Genomic DNA, 15,427 nt, shown 5'->3' with positions numbered 1-15,427 from the left:
GGGGGCGGTTCCGCAAGTGGGGAAACCGCTCTAGAGAGGCTCCTTTCTGCGGCGGTGGCTGGACGGAGTGACGTGACCGACACGGTGTTTCTGACGGGCGCCTCGGGATTCGTCGGGTCCGCCGTGGCGCGTGCGCTGGTGCAGCGCGGGCTGCATCCGGTGGCGCTCGTCCGTCCGACCAGCGCACGGGCGAATCTCGCCGGCTTTGCGGGCACGATCGTCGAGGGCGACGTGCGCGATGCCGATGCCGTGCGCCGCGCGATCAAGGGCGCGCGCTACGTCTTCCATGTCGCCGCCGACTATCGGTTGTGGGCGCCCGATCCTGAGGAGATCGTGCGCAACAATCGCGAGAGCACACGCGTGGTGATGGAGGCGGCGCTCGCCGAAGGGGTCGAGCGCATCGTCTATACGAGCAGCGTTGCCACCCTGCTGCCGATCCAGGAGCGACCGGCGACGGAGGCGGATGCCGCGACGCCCGAGCAGGCGGTCGGCGCATACAAGCGCAGCAAGGTCGTCGCCGAGCGGCTGGTCGAGCAGATGGTCGCCGAGCGGGGGCTGCCCGCGGTGATCGTCAATCCCTCGACGCCGATCGGCCCGCGCGACGTGCGGCCGACGCCGACCGGCCGGATCATCGTCGAGGCGGCGAACGGCCGCATGCCCGCCTTTGTCGACAGCGGGCTCAACCTGGTCCATGTCGACGACGTGGCCGAAGGACATTTGCAGGCGCTCGATCGCGGTGCGATCGGGCAGCGTTACATATTGGGCGGGCAGGACGAGAGCCTGGCCGGCATGCTGCGCGCGATCGCCGCGCTCGTCGGCCGCCGGCCGCCCGTCGTCGAGCTGCCGCGCGGACCGCTCGTGCCGCTGGCCTGGATCAACGAGCGGATCGCGCGGATCACCGGCAAGGAGCCGTTCCTGACGCTCGATAGCCTGCGGATGTCCAAATATCGCATGTATTACAGCTCGGCCCGTGCCGAGGCCGAGCTCGGCTATCGCGCCCGTCCCTATCGCGAGGCGCTGGCCGACGCGATCGCCTGGTTCCGCGAGACGGGGGCGATCCGGTGATCGGCGCGATCCTGGGCGCGGCGGCGCTGATCATCTGGCTGGGCATGCTCTTCGCCCATGGCGGCTTCTGGCTGGCGCGCGAGCGGGATACCGCCGGGCTGCCGGGTGATCCCGCGAGCTGGCCGGCGGTGACCGCGGTGGTGCCGGCCCGCGACGAGGCCGAGGTGATCGCGCGATCGATCGGGAGCCTGCTGGCGCAGGATTATCCCGGCGTGCTGAGGGTCGTGCTGGTCGATGATTCGAGCAGCGATGAGACTGCCGAGATCGCGCGCGGCCTGGGTGACATGCGGTTGAGCGTGATTACAGGCAAGCCACTGGCGGCAGGCTGGACGGGAAAGCTTTGGGCCGTATCGCAGGGAATTGCAGTAGCCTCATCCTCCCCGGAACGGGGAGGGGGACCATCCGAAGGATGGTGGAGGGGTTCCCGACCTGAGGAGAGCGGGAACCCCTCCACCGGCTTCGCCGGTCCCCCTCCCCCTTCGGGGGAGGATGAAGACGGTCCCCATTACCTCTGGCTCACCGACGCCGACATCGAGCACGCGCCCGACACGCTGCGCACGCTCGTCCGCCGCGCCGAGGGCGAGGGCCGCGCGCTCGTCTCGCTGATGGCGCGCTTGCGCTGCGATACGCTGGCCGAGCGCGCCCTGGTGCCCGCGTTCGTCTTCTTCTTCCAGATGCTCTACCCCTTTGCCCGCGTGAATCGCCCGCGGGGTATCGGCGCGGCGGCGGGCGGCTGCATGCTGGTGCGGCGCGATGCGCTGGAGCGGGCAGGCGGCATCGCCACGATCCGCGACGCGCTGGTTGACGATTGCGCGTTCGGCGCGCTGATCAAGCGGCAGGGGCCGGTCTGGCTCGGGCTCACCGATCGCTCGCTGAGCATAAGGCCCTATGACACGCTCGAGTCTGTCGGCGCGATGATCTCGCGTTCCGCTTATGCGCAGCTGCGCTATTCGCCGCTGGCGCTCGCCGGGACGCTCGTCGGCCTGGCGCTCGTCTTCGTCGTGCCGCCGGCGCTCGCACTGTTCGGCAGCGGCGCGGGCCGGATCATGGGCGCGCTCGCCTGGGCATTGATGGCGCTGAGCTTCCAGCCGATGCTGCGCTTCTATCGCCGATCGCCGCTGTGGGGCGTCGCGCTGCCGGCCATTGCGGCCTATTATGGCTGGTGCACCTTCCTCTCCGGCTGGCAGCATCATCGCGGACGCGGCGGCATGTGGAAGGGCCGCGCGCAGGCGGCGGTGGGGCACTGATGGACGCTGCAATCGATCTCGCCTCGGGCAAGGGCTCGGGCGACGAGAATTTTCCCGTCGCCTCCGTCCTGCTGAAGCCGGAGCATCGCGCGCCGGTGATGAGCTTCTATCGTTTCGCGCGCGCCGCGGACGACGTCTCCGATCATCCCACTGCCTCCGCGGACGAGAAGCTGCGGCTGCTGGAGGCCATGCGCGAGGGGCTGCGCGGCCGGCCGGACGGCGCCGAGGAGGCGCTGGCGCTGCGCGACGTGATGGCCAGCCATCGGCTCGATCCCATCCACGCCTTCGAGCTGATCGACGCGTTCGAGCAGGATGTGCGCGTCAACCGCTATGCGGATTGGGACGGGCTGATCGGCTATTGCCGGCTCTCGGCCATGCCGGTCGGCCGCTATGTGCTCGACGTGCATGGCGAGGATCGCAGCACCTGGCCGGCCTCGGACGCGCTCTGTGCGGCGTTGCAGGTGATCAATCACCTCCAGGATTGCGGCAAGGATTATCGCGCGCTCGACCGCGTCTACATCCCCGCCGAAACCTTCGCGGCAACGGGTGCGCGGATCGAGGATCTCGGTGCCGCGGCGGCCTCGCCCGCGCTACGCGCCGCGATCCGCGCGCTTGCCCAGCGCACGCTCGGCCTCCTCGGCCAGAGCGATCGCTTCGCGGGACAAATTCATGATCGCCGCCTGTCCGCCGAAGTCGCGATCATCCAGCGGCTGGCGACGAGCCTCACCCACCGCCTGCTGGTGCGCGATCCGCTGAGCGAACGGGTGCATCATAACAAAAGCGAGGCGGCGCTGCTCAGCATCGGCGCCGTCCTGTCGAATCTTTTCCGGAAGCGCCCGGCATGACCGCCGCCACCGACAATTCCGGCCTGCACGCGCAGGTCGCCGGTAGCTCCTTCTATGCCGGCATGCGTATCCTGCCGAAGCCCGAGCGCGAGGGCATGTACGCCATCTACGCCTTCTGCCGGCAGGTGGACGACATCGCCGACGATCTCGACGGCTCGCGCGCCGAGCGGAAGGTGGCGCTCGATCGCTGGCATGCGGACATAGACGCGCTCTATGCGGGGGGCGACGCCGGTCAGGCCGCCTTCCTGCGCCCCGCGGTCGATCGCTTCGGCCTCGATCCCGCCGATTTCCACGCCGTGCTCGACGGGATGATGACCGACGTCGAGGGCGACGTGCGCTGGCCCTCGGCGGCGGAGCTCGATCTCTATTGCGATCGCGTGGCGTCTGCCGTGGGCCGCCTGTCGGTGCGCGTCTTCGGCATGGAGCGCGAGCCGGGCCTCGCCCTTGCCCACCATCTCGGCCGCGCGCTGCAGCTCACCAATATCCTGCGTGACATCGATGAGGATGCAGCGATCGGCCGCGTCTATCTGCCGCGCGAGGCGCTGACCGCCGCGGGTGTCGCGCTGACGACGCCGGATGCGGTGGCGGCCGATGCCCGGATCGATCCGGCCTGCCGCGTCGTCGCTGCCGAGGCACATCGCCATTTCCGGGAATCGGATGCGATATTGGCGAAACGGCCGCGCGGGCATCGCATCGCGCCGCGTCTGATGTCCGCCGCCTATTCGAAGCTGCTTGCGCGGATGGAAGAGGCCGGCTGGGCGCCGCCGCGTACCCGCGTGCGCGTGTCCAAGCTCGGGCTGCTCTGGACGCTCGCGCGGTTGTGGATCGCACGTTGAGCTTCCGGCGGGTGACGATTGCCGGCGCCGGCCTCGCTGGGCTCTCCGCAGCGGTGGCGCTGAAGCAGGCCGGCATCGCCGTCGCGATCGCGGACAGCGCGGCGCAGGCGGGCGGCCGCTGTCGTTCCTATCATGATCCGCAGCTCGATCTCATGATCGACAACGGCAATCATCTCGTCCTCTCCGGCAATCCCGCCGTCGCCCGCTTCCGCGCCGCGGTGGGGGCCGCGCGGCCGCTGGCGGGACCGGACCATGCCGAATTCCGCTTCCGCGATATCGCCAGCGGGGCGGGATGGACGGTCTCGATGAACGACGGCCGCCTGCCCTGGTGGATCTTCCGGCCCTCCCGCCGCGTGCCGGGCAGCGGCCTTGCCGACTATCTGCCGCTGGCGAAGCTGCTCGCGCCGGGAGAAGGCCGGATCGATGCGCGGGTGCGGCCGGAAGGGCCGGTGTGGGAGCGGCTTATCGCGCCGGTGCTGCTCGCCGCGCTCAACACCGATCCGGCCGAATCCTCGTCTGCTCTGGCGGCCGCGGTACTGCGCGAGACCATCGGGCGCGGCGGCGCGGCGACCTGTCCGCGAATCGCCGAGCCCACGCTCGCCGCCGCTTTCGTCGATCCGGCGGTGGCCTGGCTGGCTGCGCGCGGCACCGATGTCGGGCTCGGCCGGCGGCTGCGCGCGATCGGCTTCGACGGGGACCGGGTGAGCCTGCTGGATTGGGGCAGCGGCCCGGAACCGGTGGCGCCGGACGAAGGGGTGATCCTCGCCGTGCCGCCTTGGGTGGCGACCGCGCTGCTGCCCGATCTGACCGCCCCCGACGATTTCCGCGCGATCGTCAACGGCCACTTCGCCTTCGTGCCTCCGCCCGGCGCACCGCCGATGCTCGGCCTGATCGGCGGCACCGCTGAATGGCTGTTCGCCTTCGCCGATCGCGCCTCGGTGACGGTCAGTGCGGCCGACCGGCTGATCGACGCGGATCGCGAGACGCTGGCCCGCCGCTTCTGGGCGGAGATATGCGCAGCCTGGGGGATCGATGCGCCGCTGCCGCGCTGGCAGATCGTCAAGGAGAAGCGCGCGACCTTCGCCGCCACGCCCGAGCAGAATGCGAAGCGCCCCGGTGCTGCGACGCGCTGGCGCAATCTCTTCCTCGCTGGCGACTGGACCGCCACGGGCCTGCCGGCGACGATCGAAGGGGCGCTGCGCTCCGGCGAAACGGCCGCGAGGCTGGCGATCGCGACGCAGCCGCGATAAGGCGGGACAAGGAGGAACAGAGTTGAATATCGCCACTGCCGAACGCCTTGCCCCCTCGCTGATCGACGTCGACATGGCCGTGGAACGGGCCACCTCCGCGCTTTCCGCCGCGCAGAAGGACGACGGCCATTGGGTGTTCGAGCTGGAGGCGGACTGCACCATCCCGGCCGAATATGTGCTGCTGCGCCATTATCTCGGCGAGCCCGTCGCGACCGAGCTCGAGGCCAAGATCGGCCGCTATCTGCGCCGCATCCAATCCGACGCGCATGACGGCTGGGGCCTGTTCTTCGCGGGCGATTTCGACGTCAGCGCCTCGATCAAGGCTTATTATGCGCTGAAGATGATCGGCGATCCCGTCGACGCGCCCCACATGGTCCGTGCGCGCAGGGCGATCCTCGCGGCCGGCGGCGCCGAGGCCGGCAACGTCTTCACCCGCATACAGCTCGCCCTGTTCGGCGCGGGCCCCTGGTCGGCCGTGCCGACCATGCCGCCGGAGATCATCCTGCTGCCGCGCTGGTTCCCCATCCACCTCTCGAAAATGTCCTATTGGGCGCGCACGGTGGTGGTGCCGCTGCTGGTGCTGTGCGCGCACAAGCCGGTTGCGCGCAATCCGCTCGGCATCAAGGTGGACGAGCTGTTCACGGGCAAGCCGGTGCGGCTGGAAAGCAAGGCAGCGAGCACCGATCGCAAATGGATCTGGACGGCGGGCTTCAATTCGCTGGATTGGGTGCTGAAGCGGGTCGACGGCCTCTGGCCCAGGAAGCTGCGCGCCCGCGCGGAGCAGGCCTGCGTCGATTTCGTCCTGGAGCGGCTGAATGGCGAGGACGGCCTCGGCGCCATCTATCCCGCCATGGCGAACAGCGTGATGATGTTCGATCTGCTCGGCTATGCGGAGGATCATCCCGCCCGCGCGATCGCGCGCAAATCGGTCGAGAACCTGCTCGTGATCAAGGAGGACGAGGCCTATTGCCAGCCCTGCGTCTCGCCGGTGTGGGATACCGCGCTCGCCGCCCATGCGATGATGGAGGCGGGCTCGGCCGACGCCGAGGAACGGGCGGCGCGTGCGCTGGAATGGCTGAAGCCGCGTCAGGTGCTCGACGTCGCGGGGGACTGGGCGGTGGAGCGGCCGGACGTGCGGCCCGGCGGCTGGGCCTTCCAGTACAACAATGATCATTATCCCGATCTCGACGACACCGCCGTCGTGGTGATGGCGATGGACCGCGCGCGCGGCCGCATCGCCAACGGCTATGACGAGGCGATCGACCGCGGCGTCGAATGGACGGCAGGGCTGCAGAGCCGCAACGGCGGCTGGGGCGCGTTCGACGCCGACAACAGCTACACCTATCTCAACAACCTGCCCTTCGCCGATCATGGCGCCTTGCTCGATCCGCCGACCGCAGACGTCTCGGCGCGCTGCGTCTCGATGCTCGCCCAGCTCGGCGAGCCGCGCGACAGCGAGCGGATGAAGGCCGCGATCGCCTATCTGGAGCGCGAGCAGGAGCAGGACGGCAGCTGGTTCGGCCGCTGGGGCGTCAACTATATCTACGGCACCTGGTCGGCGCTGTGCGCGCTCAACGCGGCCGGCCTGCCGCCCGAGCACCCGACGGTGGCGAAGGCGGTCGGCTGGCTGCACGCCATCCAGAATCCGGACGGCGGCTGGGGCGAGGACTGCGACAGCTACGATCTCGATTATAAGGGCTATACGCCCGCACCCTCGACCGCGTCGCAGACCGCCTGGGCGCTGCTCGGCCTCATGAATTCGGGCGACGTCGAGTCCGATGCGGTCGCGCGCGGCATCGACTGGCTGGCGCGCAACCAGGAGGCGGACGGCCTCTGGGGCCAGGAATATTATACCGGCGGCGGTTTTCCGCGCGTCTTCTACCTGCGCTACCATGGCTATCCGAAATATTTCCCGCTCTGGGCGATGGCGCGCTACCGCAACCTCAAGCGCTCCAACACGCGCGAAGTCGCGCACGGGATGTGATTGCGAGCCCCCCTTTCATCCTCCCCCGCAGGGGGAGGGGGACCATTCGCAAAGCGAATGGTGGAGGGGCTCTGGCTTACATCAAGCGATACCTATGTGGTGAGCGGCGGCCCCTCCACCACCAGCCTTCGGCTGGCGGTCCCCCTCCCCGTTCCGGGGAGGATGGAGAAAAGGGCGGCGCATGCCCTTGATCGTCGCCTGCGGCCTGCAAAGCGAGGCGCGGCTGATCGCGCACATCGGCGGGGATATGATCGTCATCCCGGGTGGCGGTGATTCGGCACGGCTCGAGGCGGAGCTCGATCAGGCCGCGCGCGGCGCCCCCGGCCTGATCCTCTCCACCGGTCTCGCCGGCGCGCTCGATCCGGCGCTGGTAGCCGGCGATCTCGTGATCGACGGGGATGCCGATATCGTCGCACGGCTGCGTCAGGCGCTGCCTGATGCCCATGCAGGCGGCATCACCGGCAGCGACACGCCCATCGCCACGATCGCCCACAAGCGCACGCTGCACGCCGAAAGCGCCGCGCTGGCCGTCGACATGGAATCGCACGTCGCCGCCCGCGTCGCCCGCCGCCACGGCCTGCCCTTCGCCGCGCTACGCGCCATCTCCGACACCGCGAAGGAGACGCTGCCGCCCGCCGCGCTCGTCGGCATGCGGCCCGATGGCGGTGTCGCGTTCGGCGCGGTGCTGGCCTCGCTCGCGCGTCAGCCGGCGCAGCTCCCGGCGCTGATCCGCACGGGGATCAACACCGGGCGCGCGATGCGTCGGCTAGGCCGCGCGTACGACGTGCTTGGCCGCCTTGGGATCGCTCGCCTTGATCTTGGCCAGCTCCCGCTCGAGATGCGATGAATAGACGTCTTCCGCGGGGCGCTGGTTGCTGAGGTCGATGTCCGGCGCCATCGGGCCGCTGGTGCGCACGCCCTTCATCGCCACCTTCATCATCTTCAGCGGGTGGCGGATCGAATCGGTCGCTGCCGTGCCCTCGAAGCCGCAATGCACCATGCAGTCGGCGCATTTCTCATATTTGCCGACGCCATATTTGTCCCAGTCGGTGCCTTCCATCAGCTCCTTGAAGGTTTCGACATAGCCTTCGCCGACGAGATAGCAGGGCTTCTGCCAGCCGAAGACGGTGCGCAGCGGCATCGACCAGGGGGTGCACTCATAGGTCTGGTTGCCGGCCAGGAAATCGAGGAACAGCGGCGAGTTGGTGAAGGCCCAGTTCTTGCCGCCATTGCCGCGGGCGAACACGTCGCGGAAGAATTTACGGGTCCGCTCGCGGTTTAGGAAATGCTCCTGGTCCGCCGCGCGCTCATAGGCATAGCCGGGCGACAAGGTGGTCTCGACGCCGAGCGCCTTCATCTCGTCGAAGAAGGCGGCGAGGCGCGCCGGATCGGCGCCATCGAACACGGTGCAGTTGATCTGGACGCGGAAGCCCTTCGCCTTGGCGATCATGATCGCCTCGCGCGCGATGTCGAACACGCCATCCTGCGAGACGGCGATGTCGTGCATGCCCTTGTCGCCGTCGAGATGGATCGACCAGGTGAAGAAGGGCGACGGCGCATAATCGTCGATCTTCTTCTTGAGCAGCAGCGCGTTGGTGCACAGGATCACGAACTTCTTTTTCGCGATATAGCCCTTGACGATGCGCGGCATGTCACGGTGGAGCAGCGGCTCGCCGCCGGCGATCGAGACGGCCGGCGCGCCGCATTCGTCAATCGCGTCCATGCACTGCTCATAGGAGAGGCGCTGGTTCAGGATCGGATCGGGATAGTCGATCTTGCCGCAGCCCTTGCAGGCGAGGTTGCAGCGCAGCAACGGCTCGAGCATCAGCACGAGCGGATAGCGGCCGCCCTTCAAATGCTCGCGCAGCGTGTAGCTGCCGATGCGGAGGATCTGGGATACGGGGAGGCTCATCGATTTTCCCGTCAGGCTGCGGAAGGGGATGTATGCGCGGCGGCCTTGAGGCCGGGCGGCAGGCTGAATTGCATGTTTTCCTCGACGCCGTCGAGCGTCGATATCGCCACCGGCCCGATTTGGCGCAGCGCGGCGATGACATGGTCGACCAACTCGTCGGGCGCGGAAGCGCCGGCGGTGAGGCCGACCGTCTCTATGCCGTCGAACCAGGCCGAATCGATGCTGTCGCCATCGGCGACGAGGAAGCTCGGCACGCCCATCTCGACGCCGATCTCGCGCAGCCGGTTGGAGTTGGAGCTGTTCGATGCGCCGACCACCAGCAGCAGATCGGCGACGCGGCATAGATCGCGGACTGCGGTCTGGCGGTTCTGCGTTGCATAGCAGATGTCGGAAACGTCGGGCCCCAGCACGTCGCTGAATCGCGCGCCCAGCGCCGCGATAAGCCCGCGCGTATCGTCCACGCTCAGCGTCGTCTGCGTCACGTAGGCGATCGGCGTATCCGACGGCAGGTCGAGCGCGGCAACATCCTCGATCGTCGAGACGAGATGGATCGGCGCATCGATCTGGCCCATCGTGCCGATCACCTCGGCATGGCCTTCATGGCCGATGAGGATGACGGTGCGGCCCATCCTGGCGTAACGGCGGCCCTGGACATGCACCTTGGTGACCAGCGGGCAGGTGGCGTCCAGCACGGGCAGGCCGCGCGCGGCCGCCTCTTCCTGCACGGAACGGGCGACTCCATGCGCGCTGAACACGGTACGGGCGCCGGCCGGAACCTCCGACAGATCCTCCACGAACACCGCGCCCTTGCGGCGCAGCTTGTCGACCACATGACGGTTATGGACGATCTCATGGCGCACATAGACGGGCGCCTGCTCCAGTTCGAGCGCCCGTTCGACGATCTCGATTGCGCGGACGACGCCGGCGCAGAATCCCCGGGGCTGAGCGAGAATAACCTGCAATCTTGTCTCCTTAAGCCACCCGAAGCGACGCCCGAACGTCGTACGCCAGCTCTGCGGCGGCAGCTCTCAGCCCCTTGAGTGCGCCTCTGCAATGATACGGACATAGCGGGCCGGGCATTCCCAAAAAAGTGTCATTTGCGCCAGAATGTACGCGGCGTTGCAGATTGGCCACATTCCACCGACAGGATGGACCTCTGCGGAAAGCGGCGATATCGTTATTCCTTACGACCTGCGGAAGCGAGTGAATGCGATCCTATAAGTCCGGCGTGTATGTTGCCCTGTCCCTGGCCGTTCCGGTGGCCGTTCATGCTCAGGCGGTCGATCCCGCGCAGGCGCCGGTGCAGGCTTTGTGCGACAAGCTCATTGCCATCATGAAATCCGGTAAGCAGGCGGGTCAGCAGGGCCGTGCCGCCGCGCTTGCCCCGACGATCGACAAGGTGTTCGACGTGCCGTTGATGACGCGGCTCACCGTCGGGCCGAGCTGGACGACCCTGTCGAGCGCGGATCAGGCTGCGCTCACCACCGCCTTCCGCCGCATGACGATCGCGCAATATGCCGCCAATTTCGATAGCTTCGGCGGCGAGAAGTTCACCATGGACCCCAAGGTGGAAGCCCGCGGTACCGACCGGCTGGTGCGCACCAAGCTGCTTCCCGCCTCCGGCCAGCCCGAATCGCTGGCCTATCGCCTCCGCCAGAGCGGTGGCGAGTGGAAGATCATCGATGTCTTCTATCGCGATTCGATCAGCCAGCTCGCGACCCGGCGTTCGGATTTCTCGCGCGTGCTGGCCACGGGCGGCGCCAAGGCGCTGGTCCGCCATCTGGACGATCTGGCGGACAGGCCGACCCGTTGAGCATTGCCGCGCTCGCCTCGACGCTGTCGCTGCTGAATGCTGCGCCGGGTGCATCGGATGTGCCCGCCGTGCTGGCGACGCCGCCGCTCGAACTCGTGGCCGCCGTTGACGCGACGGCACCTCCGCCGCCCGTCGATGCCGCCGCTTCCGCGACGTCCGCTCCCGCCGATGCGGCGCCAGATGCCGCAGTACCTGATGGCATGGCCGCGGACGCCGCAGCCGATGCGGTCGCCGGCAACCCTCATCCGCCGCATACCAAGGGCGATCCGCTCGAGGGTTTCAACCGGGCGATGTTCTCGGTCAACCAGTCGCTCGACAAGGCGATCTTCCGCCCTGCGGCGATGGGTTACAAACATGTCGTGCCGAAGCCTGCGCGCTCGGGCCTGCGCAACATGTTCACCAATCTGTCCGAGCCGGTCGTGTTCGTGAACGATCTGCTCCAGCTGAAACCCAAGCGAGCGGTGAAGACGCTGTTTCGCACCATATTGAACACCATCTTCGGCATTGGCGGCCTGATCGACGTCGCCAAGCGCGAGGGGCTGCCGCATCGCGACAACGGCTTCGGCAACACCCTGGCCTTCTACGGCGTCAAGTCCGGCCCCTATCTCTTCCTGCCGCTGATGGGGCCGAGCACGCTACGCGATTTCGGCGCCGGCCAGTTCGATGCGGCGGTGTTGCCCCTCGCAGTGGGCAGGCCGTTCGATCGGTTGGAATATCAGCTTCCCAAGGCGGTGATCACCGGCCTCGATGCGCGCGCCGAGGCGGATACCGAGCTCAAGGCGCTCTTTTCCACCGCTCTCGATCCCTATGCGACACTGCGCTCCGTCTATCTTCAGAATCGGGCGAGCGAGATTGCGGGGCTCAAGAAGAAGGCGGGCGAACAGGATATACCGCTCGACGATCCGCTGGAGGATCCGGCAGCGGCAACCCAGCCTCCGGCCGGTCAGACGCAGCCCTGACTTTTCTCCAGCGAACGGGGATAGCGTGCAAGCGCGATGTGCGCCCGTCAGCGTTCACCCTCGTCCGCGGCCGTCTTCCCACGCGGCGGCCCGAGCAAAGCCGGCTCGAAAATCAGCGCGCATACCAGGGTCCAGGCCAGCGAGATCATCAGTATCTTGCCCATGCTCGCCGTGCCGGGATGGTGTGAGAGCCACAGGCTGCCGAAGGCCGTGCCGGTGGCGAGCGCGCTGAACAGCACGGCGCGCGCCAGGCTCGATTGCAGCAGGTCGGTCGCGCCCGCGCGCCACGCCATCACGAAATAGATGTGAAAGGCGACGCCGACACCGAACAGCAGCGGGAAGGCGATGATGTTGGCAAAGTTGATCGGTTGGCCGATCAGCACGCAGCTGCCCAGCGTCAGGAAGCCGGAGAGCACGACCGGGGCCAGGGTGAAGGCCACTTCCTTCACGTCGCGCAGCATCGCGAAGAGCAGCAGGCTGACCAGCGCCAACGCGATCACGCCCGCCTGGATGAAGGCGCCGGCGACAGTCGAGGCGGCGGCCTGGGTCGCGACCGGCAGGCCGGAAATGGCGGGCGTCACCTTGGCGACCGCGTCGCGGAAGCGTGCGATGACCTCATTGTCGTTGCTGTCGCCGCGCGGGAAGAGCTGCAAGCGCATCCTCCCGTCTGGCGCAACCCAATCGCGATGCAGTTCGGCGGGCAGCGTGTCGCGTGTCACCGGTTGCGCCTGCAGCGCGAGACGCGTCTGATCCAGCATCACGGCGAGCGGCTGTGCGATCATCTGGTTGGTTCGCGCGCGTGCCGCCGGCGTTGCTGCGGCGAGCCGGGTGAAGGCATCGCCGAGCCGCCGTGCGTCCGCCGCGCCCGGCCCTCCTGCCTTTGCCGCTGTGGCACGCAGTCGCGCCGCCGTGGCGGACAGGGTGTCGATCAGCTCGGCATCGCTTGGCGGCGGTGCGACGTCGAACGGGTTGAGCGTCAGATCGAGCACGGTCGAGGCGTCGGTGATCAACGCCAGCTTCGCGGGCTGGTCCTCGGGCACGAAGCTGCCGATCGAAACGACCTGCGCCACCTCGGGCAGCGCGGACAGGCGACGAGTGAGATGGTCTGCCGCCTTCGCGTCGGGCGCCAATATGTCGATCGTGTTCGGCGTGCGGTCCGGATCGCGGGTGAGATCCGCCAGCGTCGCCATGGCGGGCGACTTGGGATCGCGAAGATGCAGTGGGTTGAAGTCGAAATGGACGAGCGGCAGCAGCGCGATGCTGGCCAGCATCGACAGGCCGAATGCCCAGAGCACGCCGCCGCGGTGCCGCGCCAGGAAATGATCGGCGCCCGCCATGCTGGAGAAACCGACCTCGCGCTGCGGTGCGCCGGGCGGCATCGCCGTCACCAGCGCCGGCAGCAGCGTGACGCTGAACAGCAGCGCGACCACCATGCCGAAGCCGGCGATGACGCCCAGCTCGGCAATGCCGACATAGGCGGTAGGCAGGAAGGCGACGAAACCGAGGCAGATTGCGCCCGCCGCGAGCAGCAGGGGCGCGCCGAGCGCGGTCGCGGCACGGCGCAGCGCCTCGGAGCTGGTGGCGCCGTCCGCACGTTCGGCGTTGAAGCGCACGCAGATCTGAATGCCGAAATCGACGCCGAGGCCTACGAACAAGGGAATGAACGCGACCGAGATGAGGTTGAATCGGCCGACCACGAGCAGACCAATCGCCGTCGTCACGGCAAGGCCGGCGACGATGGTGACCATGATCGCCAGCACCAGCCGCACCGATCGTACCGCCAGCCAGAGCGTCGCGAGCATGGCGAGCAGCATGACGACGGCGACCAGCCCGATATTTTCCTCCAGCGTCGCGAACTCCTCGTCGGCCAGCGGCACCTCGCCGGTCAGCCGCACCCGGATGCCGTGGGCGTCATCGAGGCCCATCGTCCGCGAGAGAGCGGCGATCCGGTCGGTCGCAGCTTCGCCGGGCATCAGCGCCGAATGATCGAGCACCGGCTGGACGAGGATCAGGCGGCGCAGCGGCGGCGACATCCTGCTCTTTTCGTCGGCGAAAAGCGTCTGCCAGGAGAAGAAGGCGGGTTTGCCGCTGAGTGACCGTTCGGTCGCATCGGCCAGCGCCCGCATCGGCCGGTCGATCTGGTCGAGGCTCGCCGATCCGCGGTCGATCCCGTCGAGCATCGTGCCGAGCGCATGGGAGAGGCCGCGCAGGCTCGGATCGGCGGCCAGCGGCCCGAGCATCGGCTGGGCCTGGATCAGCGCAGCGGTGGTGGCGCGCACCTCCTCGGGCGATTGGAACAGCAGGCCTTCGCGTGCGAAGAAATCGCCGCCGTCCGGCCGCTCGACACGGCGAAAATGCGCAGGATCGGCCTTGAGCCGCGCGGTCAGCCGTGCGGCGCCATCCTCGGCCAGTTCGGGCGTCGCGCCGTCGACGACGATCAGCATCACGTCCTTGAGCTGCGGGAAGGCCGCCTCCATCGCGGCTTCCTGCATGCGCCAGCCGACCTTGGGGGAGATCAGGGCGCCGGTATCGGTAATCATCGCGAAACGGCTGGTGACGATCAGGATCGCCGCGACCGCGAGCAGGAGCGAGAGCGCCAGCGTGGCGCGCGGCCGCCGGACGCTTGCCGAGACGAGGCGGGGGATCAGTTTCATAGCCCGCTCAGCACCCCAGGGCTGCGGGGCGCATTGATTGAAGGGGCAGCTCCTTTTTTCTTCGTCAGGATCCCGACTTGCATCGCGATGATGCCGTAGAAAAGCGCATCACCTTTTGGGTATGTCCGGCAGCCCTCCGGGGGGAGGATAGGCGAGCTGCACTCCACGCGTCTAGCGCGAGGCTGCGACGGCGGGTCCCGATGCGCCGGACCAGTAGCGCATGCGCAGGGATATCGTTTGCTCCCCCACGCCGTGGGTGAAGGCGGCATCGAGGAATTTGGGCGGGCCGAGGCTGATCCTGGCATCGTTGGAAAAACCCACTCCTTCCTTGGGTATGCCGAACACCATGCGATCGACCTTGTGATTATCGTTCTCGTCATGGAACGCCTGGACGGCATAACGCCCGGGAGGAAGATTGGTGACGGTGACGATCGTGACGCCGGGCCGCGCCGCCGCTTCCGCCGAATAGGGGCAGTCGTCCTTCAGGAAATGCGCCTCTGGACAGACGTCGATATGCACGTGCCCGGCGGCGTTGCGGACATTGCCGATCTCGATGCGAAGCGTGCTCGCGAGGGCAGGGGAGGAGGTGGCGGCGCACAGCGCGAGGCCGATCAGCGGACGCAGCACGCCGCTGGCTGCCGACAGGACGGGTCTCATTATGCGCCGGCCTTGGTCCCCAGAGCTGCGCTGTTGCTGTGCAGGGCGGCGAGGACCTTCGCGACGATGGCGTCGGCATCGAGGCCGGCGTCCTGGTACTGGCGTTCGGGTTTGTCCTGGTCCTGGAAGGTGTCCGGCAGGCGCAGGGTCCTGAGCTTGAGGCCGGCGTCGATGAGGCCCTGGTCGCTGGCGAGGGTGAGGACAT

Annotated in this window: 13 protein-coding genes and 1 pseudogene; 9 read left to right on the top strand and 5 right to left on the bottom strand. The window is 68.1% G+C overall.

Annotation, left to right across the window (positions count from 1 at the left end):
- The first annotated feature begins 72 nt into the window (after nt 1–72).
- The 7 genes from hpnA (at nt 73) to GQY20_RS27270 (ending at nt 8,074) form a co-directional block, all read left to right on the top strand.
- Entirely contained in the window at nt 73–1,065 is a 993-nt protein-coding gene (hpnA, locus tag GQY20_RS27300; protein ID WP_232476282.1) for a hopanoid-associated sugar epimerase, read from the top strand.
- Nucleotides 1,062–2,312 carry a glycosyltransferase gene (locus GQY20_RS27295; protein WP_157220339.1) on the top strand — a complete coding sequence of 417 codons (1,251 nt, stop codon included), beginning with the start codon at nt 1,062–1,064 and terminating at the stop codon, nt 2,310–2,312. Before hpnA ends, GQY20_RS27295 begins: the two co-directional genes overlap by 4 nt.
- Nucleotides 2,312–3,157, top strand: coding sequence for a squalene synthase HpnC (hpnC, locus tag GQY20_RS27290; RefSeq protein WP_157220338.1), 846 nt, complete (start codon nt 2,312–2,314; stop codon nt 3,155–3,157). Before GQY20_RS27295 ends, hpnC begins: the two co-directional genes overlap by 1 nt.
- Nucleotides 3,154–3,993 carry a presqualene diphosphate synthase HpnD gene (hpnD, locus tag GQY20_RS27285; RefSeq protein ID WP_157220337.1) on the top strand — a complete coding sequence of 280 codons (840 nt, stop codon included), beginning with the start codon at nt 3,154–3,156 and terminating at the stop codon, nt 3,991–3,993. Before hpnC ends, hpnD begins: the two co-directional genes overlap by 4 nt.
- Entirely contained in the window at nt 3,990–5,243 is a 1,254-nt protein-coding gene (gene hpnE, locus GQY20_RS27280; protein ID WP_157220336.1) for a hydroxysqualene dehydroxylase HpnE, read from the top strand. Before hpnD ends, hpnE begins: the two co-directional genes overlap by 4 nt.
- Nucleotides 5,244–5,265: 22 nt before the next feature.
- The gene (shc, locus tag GQY20_RS27275) at nt 5,266–7,227 is read left to right on the top strand and encodes a squalene--hopene cyclase (protein ID WP_408641142.1); all 1,962 of its coding nucleotides are present in this window, start codon (nt 5,266–5,268) and stop codon (nt 7,225–7,227) included.
- Between the two features lie 181 nt (nt 7,228–7,408).
- Nucleotides 7,409–8,074, top strand: a complete 666-nt coding sequence (locus GQY20_RS27270) for a phosphorylase family protein (protein WP_157220335.1) — start codon at nt 7,409–7,411, stop codon at nt 8,072–8,074.
- Here GQY20_RS27270 and hpnH read toward each other — a convergent pair.
- Nucleotides 7,994–9,139, bottom strand: coding sequence for an adenosyl-hopene transferase HpnH (hpnH, locus tag GQY20_RS27265; protein WP_157220334.1), 1,146 nt, complete (start codon nt 9,137–9,139; stop codon nt 7,994–7,996). The two genes, GQY20_RS27270 and hpnH, sit on opposite strands and share 81 nt — an antisense overlap.
- 11 nt (nt 9,140–9,150) lie before the next feature.
- Nucleotides 9,151–10,101 (bottom strand): 4-hydroxy-3-methylbut-2-enyl diphosphate reductase, encoded by a 951-nt coding sequence (ispH, locus tag GQY20_RS27260; protein ID WP_157220333.1) that lies wholly within the window; start codon nt 10,099–10,101, stop codon nt 9,151–9,153.
- A 245-nt stretch (nt 10,102–10,346) separates the two neighbouring features.
- Between ispH and GQY20_RS27255 the strand changes: the two genes are divergently transcribed.
- Nucleotides 10,347–10,952, top strand: a complete 606-nt coding sequence (locus GQY20_RS27255; RefSeq protein ID WP_157220332.1) for an ABC transporter substrate-binding protein — start codon at nt 10,347–10,349, stop codon at nt 10,950–10,952.
- Nucleotides 10,949–11,911, top strand: coding sequence for an MlaA family lipoprotein (locus GQY20_RS27250; RefSeq protein WP_232476281.1), 963 nt, complete (start codon nt 10,949–10,951; stop codon nt 11,909–11,911). The genes GQY20_RS27255 and GQY20_RS27250 overlap by 4 nt, the downstream gene beginning before the upstream one ends.
- 47 nt (nt 11,912–11,958) lie before the next feature.
- On the opposite strand, the gene hpnN is transcribed toward GQY20_RS27250, so the two are convergent.
- The 3 genes and pseudogenes from hpnN to GQY20_RS27235 all read right to left on the bottom strand — a co-directional run.
- Entirely contained in the window at nt 11,959–14,565 is a 2,607-nt protein-coding gene (gene hpnN, locus GQY20_RS27245) for a hopanoid transporter HpnN (RefSeq protein WP_157220331.1), read from the bottom strand.
- Between the two features lie 171 nt (nt 14,566–14,736).
- A complete protein-coding gene (locus GQY20_RS27240; protein ID WP_157220330.1) occupies nt 14,737–15,222 on the bottom strand; it encodes a DUF2141 domain-containing protein in 486 nt (161 codons plus the stop codon).
- Nucleotides 15,222–15,427: pseudogene (locus GQY20_RS27235) on the bottom strand (1-deoxy-D-xylulose-5-phosphate synthase); the annotation flags it as partial. The pseudogene GQY20_RS27235 and the gene GQY20_RS27240, both read right to left, overlap by 1 nt.

It is taken from the genome of Flavisphingomonas formosensis, assembly GCF_009755815.1.
In the GTDB taxonomy this organism is placed as follows: domain Bacteria; phylum Pseudomonadota; class Alphaproteobacteria; order Sphingomonadales; family Sphingomonadaceae; genus Flavisphingomonas; species Flavisphingomonas formosensis.
Note: the sequence above shows the minus strand (reverse complement) of the source record. Positions and strands in the feature narration are given on the sequence as shown.